General features: G+C 67.8%; 14 protein-coding genes and 1 pseudogene. 2 read left to right on the top strand and 13 right to left on the bottom strand.

The annotated features are described in order from the left end of the window. The first annotated feature begins 2 nt into the window (after positions 1 to 2). Together FHS47_RS16965 and dbpA are read left to right on the top strand one after the other, a co-directional pair. Positions 3 to 1,067, top strand: coding sequence for a hypothetical protein (locus FHS47_RS16965; RefSeq protein ID WP_167030900.1), 1,065 nt, complete (start codon positions 3 to 5; stop codon positions 1,065 to 1,067). Between the two features lie 39 nt (positions 1,068 to 1,106). After that, positions 1,107 to 2,483, top strand: coding sequence for an ATP-dependent RNA helicase DbpA (gene dbpA, locus FHS47_RS16960; RefSeq protein ID WP_167030897.1), 1,377 nt, complete (start codon positions 1,107 to 1,109; stop codon positions 2,481 to 2,483). 27 nt (positions 2,484 to 2,510) lie between these two features. Here the strand turns inward: dbpA and hrpB are convergent, their stop codons facing one another. From hrpB to FHS47_RS19625, 13 genes and pseudogenes are all read right to left on the bottom strand, one after another. Beyond that, positions 2,511 to 5,021 carry an ATP-dependent helicase HrpB gene (hrpB, locus tag FHS47_RS16955; RefSeq protein ID WP_167030894.1) on the bottom strand — a complete coding sequence of 837 codons (2,511 nt, stop codon included), beginning with the start codon at positions 5,019 to 5,021 and terminating at the stop codon, positions 2,511 to 2,513. A 70-nt stretch (positions 5,022 to 5,091) separates the two neighbouring features. Further along, entirely contained in the window at positions 5,092 to 7,293 is a 2,202-nt protein-coding gene (gspD, locus tag FHS47_RS16950; protein WP_167030891.1) for a type II secretion system secretin GspD, read from the bottom strand. A gap of 36 nt (positions 7,294 to 7,329) precedes the next feature. After that, a complete protein-coding gene (locus FHS47_RS16945; RefSeq protein ID WP_167030874.1) occupies positions 7,330 to 8,106 on the bottom strand; it encodes a general secretion pathway protein GspN in 777 nt (258 codons plus the stop codon). Beyond that, entirely contained in the window at positions 8,103 to 8,699 is a 597-nt protein-coding gene (gspM, locus tag FHS47_RS16940) for a type II secretion system protein GspM (RefSeq protein ID WP_208382107.1), read from the bottom strand. The genes FHS47_RS16945 and gspM overlap by 4 nt, the downstream gene beginning before the upstream one ends. Next, entirely contained in the window at positions 8,686 to 9,834 is a 1,149-nt protein-coding gene (locus FHS47_RS16935) for a PilN domain-containing protein (protein ID WP_167030868.1), read from the bottom strand. Before FHS47_RS16935 ends, gspM begins: the two co-directional genes overlap by 14 nt. After that, complete coding sequence (locus FHS47_RS16930) at positions 9,831 to 10,685, bottom strand: type II secretion system protein GspK (protein WP_208382106.1); 855 nt, start codon at positions 10,683 to 10,685, stop codon at positions 9,831 to 9,833. The genes FHS47_RS16935 and FHS47_RS16930 overlap by 4 nt, the downstream gene beginning before the upstream one ends. Beyond that, the gene (locus FHS47_RS16925; protein ID WP_167030864.1) at positions 10,682 to 11,347 is read right to left on the bottom strand and encodes a prepilin-type N-terminal cleavage/methylation domain-containing protein; all 666 of its coding nucleotides are present in this window, start codon (positions 11,345 to 11,347) and stop codon (positions 10,682 to 10,684) included. Before FHS47_RS16925 ends, FHS47_RS16930 begins: the two co-directional genes overlap by 4 nt. Beyond that, on the bottom strand, positions 11,344 to 11,775 hold the full coding sequence (locus FHS47_RS16920; protein ID WP_167030861.1) for a prepilin-type N-terminal cleavage/methylation domain-containing protein: 432 nt from the start codon (positions 11,773 to 11,775) through the stop codon (positions 11,344 to 11,346). The genes FHS47_RS16925 and FHS47_RS16920 overlap by 4 nt, the downstream gene beginning before the upstream one ends. After that, positions 11,772 to 12,206 (bottom strand): annotated as a pseudogene (locus tag FHS47_RS16915) (GspH/FimT family pseudopilin); the annotation flags it as partial. The pseudogene FHS47_RS16915 and the gene FHS47_RS16920, both read right to left, overlap by 4 nt. A gap of 105 nt (positions 12,207 to 12,311) precedes the next feature. Beyond that, positions 12,312 to 12,737, bottom strand: a complete 426-nt coding sequence (gene gspG / locus FHS47_RS16910) for a type II secretion system major pseudopilin GspG (protein ID WP_167030855.1) — start codon at positions 12,735 to 12,737, stop codon at positions 12,312 to 12,314. Positions 12,738 to 12,763: 26 nt separating this feature from the next. Beyond that, a complete protein-coding gene (gspF, locus tag FHS47_RS16905; protein WP_167030851.1) occupies positions 12,764 to 13,981 on the bottom strand; it encodes a type II secretion system inner membrane protein GspF in 1,218 nt (405 codons plus the stop codon). A gap of 8 nt (positions 13,982 to 13,989) precedes the next feature. After that, on the bottom strand, positions 13,990 to 15,705 hold the full coding sequence (gene gspE, locus FHS47_RS16900) for a type II secretion system ATPase GspE (RefSeq protein WP_167032297.1): 1,716 nt from the start codon (positions 15,703 to 15,705) through the stop codon (positions 13,990 to 13,992). Positions 15,706 to 15,912: 207 nt separating this feature from the next. Further along, a partial coding sequence (locus FHS47_RS19625) for a YadA-like family protein (RefSeq protein ID WP_208382103.1) occupies positions 15,913 to 17,433 on the bottom strand: 1,521 nt, incomplete at its 5' end.

Genomic DNA, 17,433 nt, shown 5'->3' with positions numbered 1-17,433 from the left:
ACATGCATCGATTCTTCAGGTCCGTCCCGTTCTACCTGTTTGCCACGGTGTGCCAGCCGGCGAAGGCGGGGGCGGTGGTCTTCGACACCATCGGCCTCGACGAGGGCAATGCAGCGGCCTTGCTTGAAGCCACCAGCCAGCGTTACGTCGACGCCATGCAAAAGCTGCTCTTCGAAAAGTACCGTGGCGAACATCGGGCCATACGGTGGGAGTTGCTCGAAACGTCCTTGAGCGACGCGAAGCTGGCCCGGTTCGAATATCGGTACATACGCAATGGCATAAGTGCGGTCCGCGTCTACCATGCCATGAGCGGCGACCCGCTCAGTGTCCTTGCCAAATCGCTGTTCGAAGGACCGACACCGGGGAGCACGCCCACCTCGCCTCTGTCCGACATCGACGAATGGGACGCCAGGCTGGCGACAGCAGCGGATACCGGCGCCGAGGAGGCTGTGCTCCGCGACGCGGAAGATGAAGTTTATTTCGCCGGCTTCGACGCCGTGGATGTCCGGGCGCGTGTCCTCCTTCTCGACGATTCGGTGCTGACGCCCTTCTCCGTTCCCGGCGAACAGGGCGCCCTCGATGCGGAAATGAAGATCCTTCAGACCATCGAACAGGACATCGTCAGCGGTACGATTCCGGCTGGCGGCAGCCTCCAGGGATTTGTCAGCAGCATGGCCTGCTCGTCGTGCAGGTTGGGCATGCGTAGCCTCTCCGCGGCTCACGGCCTCGATATTCGTTTGAGCCAGTTCTACAGCAGCCTTCCCGTCGCCGAAGAGGAAGCCGCGGTTGCCGCCGGAAGCGCCCGACTTCGCGCGGGCGTGCTGGTAGACGCGTCGTCGGGCAAGCCGCTGGTCGCGAACGACGTGCTCACAGCGGCAAGGAAAGCCCAGATACGACAGGCCCTGTCTCCGACCAGCATGGACCGGTCGTTCCGGGGAATGTTATGGCGGCAGCGCTCGTTCAGGCTGATGCCGCCGCGCTTGCCTCCGGTATCGGAGGCGCCCGATGCCCGGCAGTCCTACCTCAAGAATCCGGATATCGGCGAACCGCCGCCGCCGCAATGTTGAGGGCGGAGTGGTCCGGCGCAGGACGTGTCATCATTGGGCATGAACGATTTCAAGCAATTGCCCCTGCTTCCCGCGCTGCTCGCCGCCATCGAAGGCCTCGGTTACCCCTCCTTGACGGCGATCCAGCGCGAGGCGCTTCCGCACATACTGGAAGGCCGTGACGTCATCGCACAGGCCCGCACGGGCAGCGGCAAGACCGCCGCGTTCGCCCTCGGGCTGCTCCAGCGTATCGACGTGTCGCAGATACGCCTTCAGGCGCTGGTACTGTGTCCCACACGCGAACTGGCCGACCAGGTCGCGAAGGCCATCCGCCGCCTTGCCGTGAACATTCCGAACGTGAAGTTGCTCACGCTGTGCGGCGGCATGCCGCTCGGTCCGCAACTCGCCTCGCTCGAACACGATCCGCATATCGTCGTGGGCACGCCCGGACGCGTACAGGAACACCTGAAGCGCGGCAGTCTGCACGGCGGCGGCATCAAGGTTTTCGTTCTCGACGAGGCCGACCGCATGCTCGACATGGGTTTCGAAGAAGCCATGGACGACATCGTGAAGCGCATTGCCAAGCATCACCAGACGTTGCTGTTCTCGGCCACCTACCCCGAGGCCATTCGTGCCGTCAGCGCGCGCATGCAGCACGATCCGGTCGAAATCTCCGTGGAAGAACTGCATGACGAAACCAGCATCGAGCAGCGGGTGGTGGAGGCGGAGCCGCCGGTGAAGCTCGATGTCCTTTCGCGCATCCTTGCCCAGGCGAAGCCCGAAGCCGTGCTGGTCTTCTGCAACATGCGCAAGGACACGGAGAGCGTGGCCGCCGAACTGGACAGGCGAGGGTTCTCGGCGCTCGCCTTGCACGGCGATCTGGAGCAACGCGACCGCGATGAAGTACTGGTGCGCTTCGCCAATCGCAGCTGCACCATCCTCGTGGCCACGGATGTCGCCGCGCGCGGGCTCGACATCGCCGACCTGCCCATGGTGGTGAGCTATGACGTGGCGCACGATCCCGACACCCACACCCACCGCGTCGGTCGCACCGGTCGCGCCGGGGCCCGCGGGCTGACCATCGTACTGGCGGGCTCGCGCGAACTGAACAAGCTCCGTGCGATCGAGGAGCGCCTCGGTGCCCCGCTTGCCCGGTATCCCACGAAGCCGGTGGCGGACGCACGGAAGGTGCTGAATCTGGCACCGATGAAAACCCTGGTGATCGATGGCGGCCGCAAGGACAAGATGCGTCCCGGCGACATCCTGGGTGCGCTGACCGGCGATGCCGGCCTCGACGGCAAGGACATCGGCAAGATCGACGTCTACGCCACACGCGCTTACGTGGCGATACGTCGCGATCTGGCGAACAAGGCGCTCGAGCGGCTGCGCGCGGGCAAGATCAAGGGCAGGAACTTCCGCGTCCGTCCTCTGGGCTGACGCGGGCAGCGGAATCCCCGCGGCGGTTCACGTGCCCCGCGGTTTGGCGCGATGGGTGGCCGTGGCCGTCCATGGATCGTCGGGCCAGGGATGCTTCGGATAGCGCCCTTTCAGCTCCTTCTTCACCTCTGGATAGGTGCGGTCCCAGAAGCCCGCCAGGTCCTGGGTGACCTGGATGGGACGGCCCGCCGGCGACAGCAGGTGCAGCATCACCGGCACCCGCCCGTCGCCCACGCGGGGCGTATCGGCCAGGCCGAACAGCTCCTGCAGTTTCACCGCCAGCACCGGCGGCGCGCCGGCATCGTCGTCGCGCGTGCCATATTCCAGCCTTCGCGTCATGCCGCTGGGTACCTTCAGTTCTTCCGGCGCATGCGCGTCCACGGCGCGCCGCTGTTCGTAGTCGAGCATCGACGACAAGGCATGGGACAGGTCGGCGGCCTGCAAGGCTTCGAGCCTTCGTTTGCCCGCCAGATGCGGCGACAACCATGCCTCCAGATCGCGCAGCAACGCGTCGTCGCTCACATCGGGAAGCCCCAGCTCGGGACGCCACGTGCGCAGGGCGCCAATACGCGAACGCAGACGCAAGGCGTGCTCGCTCCATGGCAGCGCGCGAAGCCCGCGTGAGCGGACCGCGGCGAGGAGCGCCGGCACCGTGTCCTCGTCAGTCAACGGCACCGGCCGGCGCGACATCACGAGGGAGTCGAAGCGGCGCTCCTCGAATCCCTCGGCGATCTGCCGCTGATCGTCCCAGCGCACCACGCGCTCGACCACGAAACGCTCCGCATGATCGCGTTCCAGCACGGCGGGATCGAAGGGCGCCGCGGTGGTGATCAGGCTGTCACGCGCCTCCAGGCGAAGATCGATGACGACGAGCCACGGCTCGCCATGCAGCGCACTCGCCTCGTGCAGGCGCGCACCGCGTCCGTTGGCGAGCTGGTAGCGTGTGGATTGCGCGTCGTCGCGGCGCGCCACCCGGTCGGGAAACGCGTGGACAAGCAGGTCGCCTACGGCGTGGCTGTGCGGCACGCCGCTCGCACCCGTGCGCACGCCGAGGCGACGGCGCCAGCCGGAAGCGGCTTTCTCGATCGCCGCCAGCGCGCCGACGTCCGCCGACCCGCTCCTCGCGGCGCGCGCGCCTCCATCGCGCCACACGTGCAATGCGGCCACCCGTTGCCGGAAATCGTCGGTGCGCCCCTGTTCGCCGCGCAATGGCGACCGTGCCTCGACCAAGGCGAGGATGTCTGCCACGAGTGCCCGGTGCGTCGCCGGTGCCCGCAACGCCGCGGCGCCGAGGCGGGGTGTGGCGCCGAGGGCCAGCATGTCGCGCCCAAGGGCCGTGATGGCGAGCGCATCGTCGATGCCGCCCAGCCTGCGCAGGAGATCGCGCGCCTGAGCCATCGCACCCGCGGGCGGTTTGTCCAGCCACGGCAGGTCGTCGCTGCCCCACCCCGCAAGCTCGAGCGCCAGCCCCGACAGTTCCGTGTGCTCGATTTCGGCACTGCGCGAGGCTTCGAGACGCCGGCTCTGTGGCCAGAGGCGATAGGCGATACCTTCGGCGACACGGCCCGCGCGGCCCGCACGCTGGTCCGCGGAAGCCTGCGAGATGTTCACGGTTTCCAGGCGTGCGAAGCCCGACGACGGGTCGAAGCGCGGTTCGCGCGCGAGCCCCGTGTCCACGACCGCGCGAATACCCGGCAAGGTGACGCTGGATTCGGCCACGTTGGTCGCGAGGATGACGCGGCGCGTGCCCGGTTCGGCGGGGGTCAGCGCCCACTGCTGCTCCGCCAGCGACAGTTCGCCATGCAGCGGAACCACCTCCACCTGCTCTTCGGCACGCTCGAGCATGCTCCGCGCGCGTTCGAGCTCGCGGCGGCCCGGCAGGAACGCGAGCACGTCCCCGTCGATGTCCCGCAGTGCCTGCAGCACGGTGCGTACCAGATGCTGCTCCACCGTCTCTTGCGTGCGTGCCGGCGGATACTCCACGCGTACCGGATAGCTGCGGCCGGGACTGGCCAACCGGGGCGCGTCGAGCCATTGCGCGACACGCTCGCCGTCGAGGGTGGCCGACATCACCAGCAGACGGAGATCCGGGCGCAGGCTGGCCTGCACATCCAGCGCGAGCGCCGCGCCCAGGTCCCCCGCCAGGTGACGCTCGTGGAACTCGTCGAAGAGCACCGCGCCCACGCCTTCGAGCGCCGGATCGTCCTGGATCATGCGGCCCAGGATGCCCTCGGTGACCACTTCGATCCGCGTGCGAGGACCCACGCGCGATTCGAACCGGATACGGTAGCCGACGGTCTCACCCACTTCCTCGCCGAGAAGCCGGGCCATGAACCCGGCCGCGGCGCGCGCGGCGATGCGTCTCGGCTCGAGCATGACGATGCGCTTGTCGCCAAGCCAGGACGCACGCAACAAGGCCAGCGGCACCTGCGTGGTCTTGCCTGCGCCGGGCGGCGCCTCGAGCACGAGTCGCGGATGCGCCTCGAGGGAAGCGACGATCTGCGGAAGCAGCGGGGTAATGGGAAAGACAGGATCCATGCCCCGCTATGGTACGCAAGCCGACCGGCCTGAGGATGCTCCGAACAACGTGTTCGAAGCATCCGCGTCATCAGCCTTCCACGGCCGACGCCGGTTCCGAAGCCGTGCCGGGCGAATTCTCGAACGGCCTGAGCGAACGGAACGCACGCCGGTAGTCGTCCGAAACACGCTTGGCGTCCTCGCCGTTGGTGATGACGCGTGGCGTGATGAGCACAAGCAACTCCGTGCGCACGCGTGCGTTCGAACGGTCCCGGAACAATGCGCCCAGGAACGGAATGCGCGAGAGTCCCGGTACGCCATTCTCCTCCTTCGTGCGAAGGTCGCGTATCAGGCCGCCCAGAAGCACGGTCTGCCCACTTTGCACGGCCACTTGCGTGGTCAGCTTGCGTTTGACGATCGGTCGGTTCTGTCCGGCCGGCGCCGGATCGGGGCGGCTCACTTCCTGCGCAACGTCCAGGTAGACCAGGCCGCCCGGATTCACGCGCGGACGGACGTCGAGGATGACGCCCGTGTCCTTGTATTCCACCTGGCCGACCTGATTGTTGTTGCCCTGCCCCGTGTTGACGTAAGTCTGCGTCACCGGAATCTGGTCGCCCACCTGAATGCGGGCCTTGCGGTTGTTGACGACGACGAGCGACGGCGCGGAGAGGATCTTGGTGTTCGTATCGCGCTCCATGGCGCGGATCGCCACCTGCAATTCGCTATTGACGAACGAATAGAAGAAGGTGTCCGGCTTGCCGCCGATGGCGGGCGCGGCGCCCAGGGCCCACTGTTGCTTGTTACCGGGTTGCCCCACACCGCCATTGCCGCCCGCAAGGCCCTCCAGGTACCACTGGACGCCGAAGCGGAACTCGTCGCGCAGCGACACCTCGAGGATGCGTGTCTCGATCTGCACCTGGAGGGGCACGGCGTCGAGGCGCTCGATCGCCTGGCGGATCTCGGCCCACTGCGACGGCCGTGCGCGCACGATCAGCTGATTGTTCGAGTCCACGGCGGTGATGCTGACACCCGAGCGTGCGTCGCCCCCCTTGCCGGAGGAAGCGGCCGGGGCCGGCCCCTGGAAGAACGACGACGACTCGCCGGCGTCGGCCTGCGCGTCGCTACCGAGCGTGTCCGCCGAGCCGGTGCCGAACCCTTGCTCGCCGTCCAACGTGGCCGGCGCGAGGCCGGGGGCGACGCGCGGCGACGTGTCGCCCGATACGGCACCACCGAACACGTTGCCGACGTATTTCGCCACGTCCGACGCAAGCAGGTTACGTACCTCGTACACGAAAAGACGCGGCTCGTTGCCGCCACCGCGATCGATGCGGGCCACCCAGTCGCCAACCTGGTCGATATGATCCGGCCGGGTGGCGATGACCACGAGCGCGTTCGTCCTCGCGATGGGAATGAAGCGGAACAGGCCTCCGATCGGCGTGCCGCTCTTCTCCCCGAACACCGACTCCAGGGCCGGCAGCAGTTCGTCGACGGAGGCATGCTCGAGACTGAAGACGCCCACCGACATGCCCGAGATCCAGTCGACGTCGAAGGTGTCGATGGTTTCCTGGTAATTCGACAGTTCGTCGCGCGTGCCGGCCACGACGAGCACGTTGCGCGCGGGGTCGGCCAGGAGTATCGAACCGGGAACGACGAAAGGCTCCAGCAGTTTGGCCATCGCCGGCGCGGCCACGTGTCGAAGCGGATACAGGCGTGCCTGCAGGCCCGACGCCGGCTTCGCGGCTTTCAGGGTGGGCGCTATGCGCCCGGGAACGGCGCGAGTGGTGGGCAGCACGCTGTAACGGCCCTGCTCACGCACCAACGCATTGCCTGTCCACGAGAGCAATGTCTCCAGGATCGGCAGGGCTTCCTCCCGCCGGACCGGCTTCGCGGTGGAAAAGGAAATTGAACCTTCCACGCCAGGAGCGATGGAATAGTTCACGTCAAGCAGGTCGCCGAGGATCGCCTTCACCACGGCTTCGATCGGCTGGTTTTCGAAGTTGAGCGTGACGGAGCCCGCGCCCTTCGCGTCCTGCCTGGGGTGTTCGGCCGCATGCGGCGCGATGAAACGGCCGCTACCGCGACGGATGTCGCCCTTTGCGTTAGCCGTCGCGGCGGCTTCCGCGGCTGAGATGTCAGCGTCTTGCCCCGGAATGGGAAGTGCTGAAGGCACGGGCCGGTCGAGCCCCACCAGGGCCTCCCGTTCGAGGTCGCCGTCGGATCGCAGGTTCTTCGGGGTGCAAGCCACCGTCAGCATGGCCGTGAGCACGGCCATGCCGATTTTTCCGCGTTTCATGATGTTTCCTCCTTCCCTGAGGGCGAGCGTGCCCTGCTACTTCAGATCCGTGGCCTGTTGTTGTCGCTGTTGCTGTTCCATGCGCCGCCGCTGCACGGCCTGTTTCAAGGCTTCGATGCGGGCTCGCTGAAGCGCGTCGTCGTCCTGCCGGGGCTGCGGCTCCCGCGAAGTCGACGCCGGCGCAGGCTTGGGCAGCGAGGGCCCGGTGATGCCGGATGACGCTTGTCGTTCCACGTGCACGCCATTGCCGGCCGGTTGCGGGCGCAGCGGAACGGAGGGCTGGCCAGGCATCGGCGGGGCACCGGGCCTCTGCGTGCCGTTGGTCAGCGGATCGGGCGCCGCCACCTTCAGTGTGAGTTCGCGACGCTCGCCACCGCTTTCGAAGATGGCGCTGCGGGGCGTGAGCGAGGCGAGCGTCCAGTGGCCGTCGGCAAGCGCGGTGCCTTCCTTGACGCGCACGGTGGTGTCCTTGCTCCGGTCGCGGAGCAGTGCCATGTGGAGGCCTGGCGTGACGATGATGCCCGTGAGCTCGAGGTCGCCGATGTTGCCCGTGTCGTCGCCCGCGTCCGCGACGGCGGCAGGCTTGCGGTCGGCCATGAAGAGCGGACGCTGCCAGACCTCCGCGAAGCGCGCCAGCGGCGTGGGTGTGGGCATGGCGACGGGACGGGCGGCAGGAAGCGGTTCCGGCTTGCCGGGGTCGTCCCAGCGCACGCCTTGTCCCACGCCCAGCAGAAGCGAAGCCACGAGCGCGGCCAGCACAGCGGCGACGGCCGCGAGCACGGGCGTCAGGCGACGCTGACCCGCGGCGTTCACGAAGCCGCCTTCGCCGCGCGCGCGGCATGGATGTAACCGGAAACGGTGAACTGGACTTCCATCGGTGCGGCCGCTCCCGAGCGGGCGGCGACGGGGTTGCGATAGATGCTGAAATCCTCGATGAAGAGATAAGGCGTTTCTTCCTCGATGTCGTGCAGCACGGCCGTCATGGGCTGCATCTGGCAGCGCAGGCTGATGTTGACCGTGACCTTGCGGTAGGGGTCGCCCGCCTTTTCCTGGCTGGGCACGGGCATCTTCTGCACGACGTCGCATGCGCCGTCCTCGCGATGGGCCGCAGCGACGTCGACGATGCGCTGCATGAGCCCGGCGGCCGCGGCGTTGGTGTCGTCGCCGGGCAGGAAGGCGTCGCTGCGCGTTTGCCCCTGTTCCAGCGCGGCCAGGCGCTTTTCCAGTTGCGGCCGCTCGGCAATGGCCGCGGCGAACCGGCGCTGGGTGTCGCGCAGGTCGTCCATCTGTTCCGCGATGGCAAGCTGGGGAGCCACGAACCACCAGTGCACGAGGGCGAAATAACCGGCGACGACCACGACCAGCAGCAGCAACAAGGCGGCGATGCGGGACTCAACGGGCTTCATGCGCATTGGCGGCCTCCTGCTTCGGCATCACTGCTTTCGCCTGCATGTAGAAGCGCTCCTTGCCTGACGTGGGGTCGGACTGAATGGTGCCCTGGAAGCTCGGCTCGCCGATGGTGCGCGCGCCCTTCAACGCGTCGATGAGGCGTGCCGCCTGCGGACTCTGCCCCTGGAAACCGAGCTGGCCCGTGGCGTTGAGCGTGAAACGCTCCAGCCACGTGTCGTCCGGCAGCCGATGGGTGAGTTCTTCCAGCACGGGAAGAATGGAGGGACTTTCGGTTTTCTTGCGAGCGAGGAATCCGGAAGCGCCGGCGCTCTCGGTCAGGCGCTGACGCAATGCCGACACACGCTGCGCATCGGCGCGCATCGACTCCACCGTGGCGGTCATCGTTTCCAGCGCCACATTGCGATTGTGCAACCAGGCCGCCATGGCGGCGAAGACGAGCAGCACGATGGCCGCCGCCAGCGCCGCATTGAGGCGGCGACGGCGGTCGACACGACGCGGCGCCCGCGCCGGTGGCAGCAGGTCGACTCCCGCGAGCGCGTCGCCCTGGCCCACGTCGACACGATCGGGATGGATACCGAGCGCGACGAGTTCGTCGAGCAGCGGATCGAGCGTGGCGCGCGGCGTGGCTGCCAGTTCCGCGACGAAGCGGCCCTCGCCCGCCGTCTCCTGGAGTTCGCGAACACCGTAGTGGATGTCTTCCGCGCGGAAGGGCGTCTGCCGGTCGAGGTCGAAGCCCACGACCTGACGCAGGTTGTCGCGCGCGGCGAGCGGCAATACCAGGCGTCGACGCAACACTTGCGTCGCGGGCAACACGAGCGCGATGCGACGGTCGGTCGGGTCGGCTTCCGCCAGCGCGCGCGCCAGCAGGCCCGCGCGATGCTCCGGTGGATCGACGTCGGCGATGTCGACAAGACTGCTGCCTTCGCCGGCACGGCGCAGGCGCCAGCCCTCGGCAATCCGCTCGACGACGTACCAGCGCTGGCCGCCGGCGAAGGCGGCGCGCCACCGCGCCGGCACCAGCGGCGCCAGCTCGTTGCCCCACCAGCGCAGGAAGCCGGGCAGCGCGCTGCCACGCCAAGCACGGCGCAGGCGGTCGAGCTGTAGTTGCGAGGCGTCCTGCAGGGTGCTCATTCAACGTCTCCTTCGCGCCAACGCAATACGGCGTAGGGCTGGTTACCCGATCTTATCCCACGCAATCGGACGGTCGATGTAAGGGAACTCCTGGTTCCATCGTCAAGGATCGCTTCCGCACGTATCGTGTGTGTGACGCCGTTACCGCCCGCGAGGTTGGCCCCGTCCGCCTGGCCGCGCTTGGCCAGTATCGCGTCTGCCCCCGCGCGCCCGAGCCCGGGAATCGCCGCCAGCGCCAGTGGCTGCGCATGTTCGGCATTGGGGCGCTCGCGGCCGGACCAGATGGTGAGTGCCGGCGCCACTGCCGTCCATGTGGTCGCGTCCATGCCCAGCACCATGCGTGCTTCCTCGACCGTGGCGAACGGTCCGTTGCGCGGTCCGTAGCCGAGGCCGGCGGCATCGTACTGCGGCTTCTTCGCACCGTTGGGCGAAGCGGCATCGCCCGGCCGCCGCCAGTCCTGGATGGCTGCGGAGAGCCGGTGGGCCCTGTCGTCCGCGACGCCAGCCGCCTTAAAGAGGCCGTCGAGAACGTCGCCGGAGGCCGCGTTGAGATCCACCTTGCCGTCCTCGTCCACGATCGATATCGACACCTTCGCATCGTCGAATTCGAAGGCGTAGATGCGGCCGTCCGCGATCCAGCGCGAACGGAAGTCGCGAGCCTGGAGCGCTTCGATGGCCCGCATCACACCGGCTTCGGCCGCGTAGTGCGCGCGCGTCTGCGCGTACTGGTACCGCGCCTGCAGGCCCTCGGTGCGAGCCAGTGCGGCGAAGCCGCCGAGCATGATCGCCAGCAGCGTGCAGCCCCAAAGCACGATGAGGAGGGCGACGCCCCGTTCGCGTATGGACATCATCGCCTCACCGGTCCGTGCGGAAGGCGCCCGACGTTGAAGCCGTTGCGCGATGCCGAGGCGTCGATCCGCACCGGCGCGACCAGCATCGGGAAGGCCACGTTGCCGTCCACTTCCAGCTCGACGCGAACCAGCGACGGAGTGCGGCGGCCATCGGACCACGCGTCCGACCAGTCGCCGGGGCGGTTCTGCTCGTCCATGCCACGGTAACTGAACGAACCTTTGCGGATGCCGCGCAGCAGTACCTCGGGCTCGCCGAGCGGCTGTGGATCGCTACCGTCGGGCGGCAACAGCGCGAGGCGCACTTCGAGTCGATAGCCGGATGCGCCGTCGTCGACGAGCGAGACGGTCTGCAGCTGCGGCCCAAGCCGCGACAGGTACCCCGGCAGCGGTGCCACGAAGCGCAGCGCCTTGCTGTCGCCAGAGAACACGATGGGGTCGCCGTCGTCGGTCTGGTCGAACGGCACGACCAGTGCCTGTGCGAGTTCCGCGCGGAGGAAGTTCTGCGCCGAGCGGATCTCGTCCATGCGCTGGATGGCGTTGTCGCCGCTGCGCACGATGCGAGTGGCCGTGCTGATGCCCGAGTACACCCCTAGCAATACGATCGTGAGGAGCGCGAGCGCCGCCAGCACCTCCATGAGGCTGAAACCGTGCGCACGCCTCATGGCGGGTTCCCCCCGCCCGAACCGGCAAGGCGCAGGGTGGAGAACCGGGCATGGCGCTCGTCGCCGCCCTGCCCCCACACCACGTCGAGATCCAGACGATACATGCCGCCACCGGCATCGTCGTCGGGCTGCGCATCGTTCGCAGGGGTGTCGCCCGGGCTCTGGAAGCGGGTGACGTTCATGCGCCAGCGATACGTGTCGTCGAAGCGACCTTCGGTCGCGCCCTCGCGCACGCGCTCCATGACGAACGCACTGTCGAGCAGCGTGCGTGCACGCAGGGCCGCCTGGGTGCGCTCGTTGGCGCGCGCGGTGAGGCTCAACGAACTGCCGGCGACCTGCATGAGCGCCGCGAAAGCGATGGCGAGCACGGCGATGGCCGCGATCACCTCGAGCAGGCTGAAACCGTGCTGGCGCCGCGGGAACATCATTTCGAGTCCACGACGCTGACGGCACCGGTAAGCCATGCCACGTTCACGTGCCACTCGCGTTGCCCGCGCTTGAGCGTGATGCGGCCACCCGTGGAACTGCCGTCGGGAAAGAAGCGGATGCGGCCTGTGGTGGCGTTGGCCTGGTCTTCGCGCGCGCTGGTGATCGCCACGCGCATGTCCTTGGGCAGCCGTACGTCCGGTTTGCCCGGGGCCTTATAGGTGGAAGCCGCCGTGTCCACTTCCAGTGCGAGGGCTTTCCCCCGCACGATGGATTGCGCGCGTGTCCAGCGAAGCGCGGCGGCCAGCTCGCCGCTGGCGGCGTTCACGCGCGCACTGGCAAGGCCCTGCGTGATGGGAATGGATACGGCGGCCGCGGCGATCCCGATAAGCAGGATCACGGCCAGCATTTCGAACAACGTGAATCCCCGTGAGGAGCGCGCTGGACCGTTCGTGCCCGCTGGGGTACGAACCGTCTTCCCGCGAGTTCCATTCGCGCGCCGGCGCGCTTCCCACGCACGCATTGCCAGGTGTCCTTCTTACTGCCAGTTGCCGACGTCGGCCGCATAGCCTTCGCCGCCGGCCTTGCCGTCCTGCCCGTAGAACACGAGGTCGAAGCTGCCGTGCTCGCCAGGGTAGCGGTAACCGAAGGGATGGCCCCAGGGATCCTTGAGGTCGGATTCCTTCGCATACGGACCTTGCCAGTTGCTGGCGTCGGCCGGTTTGGTGGTCAAGTCTTCCAGGGCGTGCGGAGGGGTGCCGTTGTCGAGTGCGTAGTTTTCGATCTTCTGCCCAAGCGTGGTGAGCTGGGCCTTGCCGGCGCCGTACTTGCCCTTGTCGACGTTCTTGCCGACCTGGGTGACCACGATGGCGCCGATGATGCCGATCAGCACGATCACGGCGAGCATTTCCAGCAGGGTGAAACCGCGGGCATGGCTATGGCGGAGGGGACGGAAGGCACGCATGGGGAAGCTCCTTGGAACGGATTCGGTCAGTTGATGTTGCTGGTAAGACTGAGCAGCGGCAGCAGGATCGCCGCCATGATGAAGGCGACGAGTACGGTCATGACGATGGTGAGTGTCGGCACCAGCGCGGCGAGCAGGCGATCGATGGCCCGCTTGGCTTCCACGTCGAAGGTGTCCGCCACCTTGAGCAGCATGGTGTCGAGCGCGCCGGCCTCCTCGCCCACCTGGATCATCTGCAACGCGAGCCGGGGGAAACGTTCCGTCTGGGCCAATGCGCTGCCGAGTCCGGCGCCGCCTTTCACGCGATCGGCTGCCTGCTCCAACGCCAGGTCGAGCGCGCGGTTGCCGGTGACCTGCCGTGCGATGGCGAGCGAGGAAAGCAGCGGCACGCCGTTCTTCAACAACGTGCCGAGGGTGCGCGCGATGCGTGCGGTTTCCACCTTGAGCAGCAGCGGACCGGCCACGCGCATCGTAAGCAGGCGGCCATGGAACGCCAGCTTCGTGTCGGGATCGCGCAGGCGCAGCCGGAGCACCATGCCGAGCATCACGAACAGGACGACGATCGCCCACCACCAATCGCTGATGGCGGTGCCCATGGCGAGCACCACCTGGGTGATGAGCGGAATCGGCACCTGCATGTCGGCAAAGATGGGCACGAACTGCGGCACCACATACGCCAGCAGGAGCACCAGCGAACCGAGCACGCCGACCATGAGGAAGGCGGGGTAGATCAGCGCGTTGATGATGCTGCCGCGCAGGGCCTGCGCGCGTTCGAGGTAATCGGCCAGGCGGCGCAGCGTTTCGTCCAGCGATCCGCCGGCTTCGCCGGCACGCACCAGACTGACATACAGACGCGGGAAAACGCCGTTTTCCTCGTCGAGCGCGGTCGACAACGTGGTGCCCCCGCGCACGCGGTCGCGAATGCGCTCCACCATGTTCTTCGCGCGTTCGCCCTCCGGGAGGTCGAGCAGGATGCCCAGCGCACGGTCGAGCGGTTGGCCCGCACCGAGCAGTGTCGCCAGCTGGTGTGTGAACTGGGCGAGCTGGTCGCCGGTGAAGGGGCCCTTGCGGAACATGGCGGCGATGCCGCCACCGGAGGATTCGCCGTCGGCCGGCGCGGCTTCCAGCGGGGTGTGCCCCTGGTCGTGCAGCCGCGCGACCACGTCCTCCACCGACGCGGCTTCCATCCTTCCGGAGAGGACTTCGCCGGCGGCGCTGATGGCTCGGTAACGGAACTGGCTCATGCGCGGACCTACGATTCCTGCGTGACGCGCAGGACTTCCTCGATCGTGGTGACGCCGGCCACCGCCTTCGCCAGGCCATCCTCATACATGGTGCGCATGCCTTCGGCGCGAGCCTGGCGCTCGATCTCGCCGGCGTCGGCACGTTGCATCACCAGCCGCCTCAGCGGGTCGCTCATCACCAGGAATTCCATGATGGCGCGGCGTCCGCGATAACCGGTGGGGTTGGCGGCGCTGGAACCCGGCTTCCAGAGGCGGATGGGGCGCTCGTCGGTGTACTTGTGCAGTTCGAACTGTTCGATGACCTCGGGCAGCGCCTCATAGGCAACGGCCGTTTCCGGGTCCAGGCGCCGTACCAGGCGCTGCGCCAGGATGCCGTTGACCGTCGAGCCAAGGAGGTAATCCTCCACGCCCATGTCCAGGAGGCGAGTGATGCCGCCCGAGGCGCTGTTCGTATGCAGCGTGGAAAGCACGAGGTGACCCGTGAGCGCCGACTGGATGGCGATGCGGCAGGTTTCCAGGTCGCGCATTTCGCCGATCATGATCACGTCCGGATCCTGGCGGACGATGGAGCGCAGCGCGCCCGCGAAGTCCAGGCCGATCTGCGGCTTCACCTGGATCTGGTTGATGCCCTCGATCTGGTATTCGACCGGATCTTCCACCGTGATGATCTTCACGTCGGGCGTGTTGATCTGCGACAGCGCCGTATAAAGCGTGGTGGTCTTGCCCGAGCCGGTGGGACCGGTGACCAGCAGGATGCCGTGCGGGCGGTCCAGCACCTCCACGAAGCGGTCGCGGAAGTTGTCGGTAAAACCCAGCGACGCGAAGTCGAACACCACCGATTCGCGGTCGAGGATACGCATCACCACCGACTCGCCGAAACTGGTCGGCACAGTGGACACGCGCAGGTCCAGCTCCTTGCCCTGCACACGCAACTGGATGCGGCCGTCCTGCGGCAAGCGGCGTTCGGCAATGTTGAGGCGCGCCATGATCTTCACGCGCGAGATCACGGCGGCGGTCGAACTGGACGGCGGCGCTTCCACTTCATGCAGCACACCGTCGATGCGATAGCGCACCTTAAGACGATTCTCGAACGGCTCGATGTGCACGTCGGAGGCGCGCTGTTCCACGGCGCGTTGCAGGATCAGGTTCACCAGGCGGATCACCGGCGCTTCCGAGGCGAGGTCGCGCAGGTGTTCGACGTCGTCTTCCACCGCGGCGTTACCATCCAGGCTTTCCACGATGCTGCCCATCGCCGAGCGGCCCTGGCCGTAATACCTTTCGATGAGGTCGTCGATCTCGGAACGCAGTCCGACACGAAGTTGTACCTCGCGCCCCGTGGCCAACCGCACGGCCTGCAACGGGTAAGGATCGGCCGGATCGGCCACCAGCAGCGCCAGGCCGTCTTCGCCTTCGCGCACGGGCACCACGTGGTACTGCTTCAGGAATCGGGCCGACAGTTCGACGTCGGCCGGGGGCAACTCCGGCGCGTCCTTGGCCGCCAGCAGGGGCAGGCCCAGCAGGTCGGCCCAGGCGTCGGCCAGGTCGCGTTCGGAAACCAGGCCCAGCCGGGCCATGAGACCCGTGAGGGTGCCCTCCGGCGTTTCGTCGTGCAGGCGGCGCGCCCGCGCGAGGTCGGTGTCCTTCAGGCGGCCATGCGCGACGAGGTGCGCGCAGACCTGTGCCTCGCCGGGTTCGCCGGTGAGCATGTCCCTGTGCTCGGTCATCGCAGACATGCCTTCTCCACACGGTCCGTTGAATGCCTTTTCCGCCGCGATCGTTCCTGACCGCACGGGCCGCTATTGGTAGCACATACCGTGCGTCGACGGCGACCGTGGGCCTCGTGTTCCGCGACGTGGCGCAAAAAGGAAAAGCCGGCGTCGCCGCCGGCTTTCAAGGACTTGGCGGTGCCTTGTAGGGCACCGCCCGGTTCATTACCAGCCTACGCCTACACCAACGCCACCGGAGCTTTCGCCGCCGCTGATCGCCGCGCCGAAGGTGACGGTCGCACGGGGGGTGATGCTGCGCGAGTAGCCAACCGACAGCGCCCCCTGGCCCTTGTACCCGCCGACACCCACGCCCAGCCGGTTGTCCCCGCTGACGCCCTGGGTGCTGAACGCCATCTGCGACATGGCAGCGCCCATGGCGCCCACCTTGTTCAGGCGGTCGTTGAGGTTGCTGAAGCGATGGTCCACCGTGCGCTTGTACTCGTCGAAGGCACCGCCGCTGACCACATCGCCGAACCGCTGGTCGGTGTAGGCCTTTGCGCTCTGCAACGTGGTGGCGTCGCCCTGGTCGGCATAGGACTTCGCGGTGGCGACGGCCTGGTCCACCTGACTCACGTTGGCGGCGTCCGTCGGCGCGGTACCCGCGGCGACGTTGGTGATCGGCGCACCGCCACCATCCACGGCGGCGGGCGTGATCGGCACGACCGCCGCCGCGGTGGGCGTGCCTGTCGCGACCGGTGCCGCTGCCGCGGTGACCGCGGCGGTGACCTCCGGCGTGACCGCGGGCGTCGGCGCGGAGCGGGCGGCGATCGAGGGAGCCGCCGTGCGCTGCACCGTGGAGCTGGCCTTCATGCTTCCGCCGTCGGACTGGGTCTCAAGCGCACCCACGCGATTGTCGAGCGACGAGAGTGCGCCATCCAATGCGCCCACGGCGTCGCCCACCGAGCCGTAGGAGCTGCCTTGCACCCGATAGACCGGGCCGACGAACCCGTTTGCGCCCATCGTCGCCCCGCCACCCAGGGCCATGGCGACGGCGTTGCCCGCCGTGCCCGAGGTTCCCGAGAACGCACTGGAAAGCGCGCTGTTCAACTGGCCCAGGTTCACCGCGTCGGTGGTCTGCGTACCGGCCGCCACGTTGGTGATCTGGCGATTGTTGCCGGCGCTGCCCACGGAAACCGTGTTCGCCCGCGTCGCCAGGGAGCCGCTGCCGAGCGCGACCGAATTGGCTGCCAACGCCCTCGCACTGTCGCCGATGGCCGTGGATCCAGCGCCGCTGGCCGTGGCGAACGCACCGACCGCCGTGGTCGACTCGTTGCTGGCAGTGGCAAAGGCACCTGAAGCCGTCGACAAGTCGCCCGACGCACTGCTGCCGGCACCCGTGGCCGTGGCGAGCTCGCCCGTGGCCGAGGCGTCGTCCGAGCCGTCTCCGGCCCCTGTGGCCGAGACGTAATGCGCGGCCGAGCTGACGCTGTCGGCCAGGGTATCCAACTGGGCCTTGTTCACCGCGTCGGTTCGCTCCGTGCCGGCGGCGACATTCGTGATCTGCCGTTCCGCCCCCACGTCACCCACCGATACCGTGTTCGCGCGCTCGTTGTACGAGCCGGCACCCAGCGCCACCGAGTTTGCCGCCGCGGCGATCGCCGATTCGCCGATCGCCGTGCTGCTCACGCCATCGGCCCAGCTGTTCCAGCCCAGCGACGTGGCGTAATCCGCCGTGGCCCAGGCACC

This window comes from Luteibacter sp. SG786, assembly GCF_011759605.1.
In the GTDB taxonomy this organism is placed as follows: Bacteria; Pseudomonadota; Gammaproteobacteria; order Xanthomonadales; family Rhodanobacteraceae; genus Luteibacter.
This window is presented reverse-complemented; position numbering and strand designations above follow the sequence as displayed.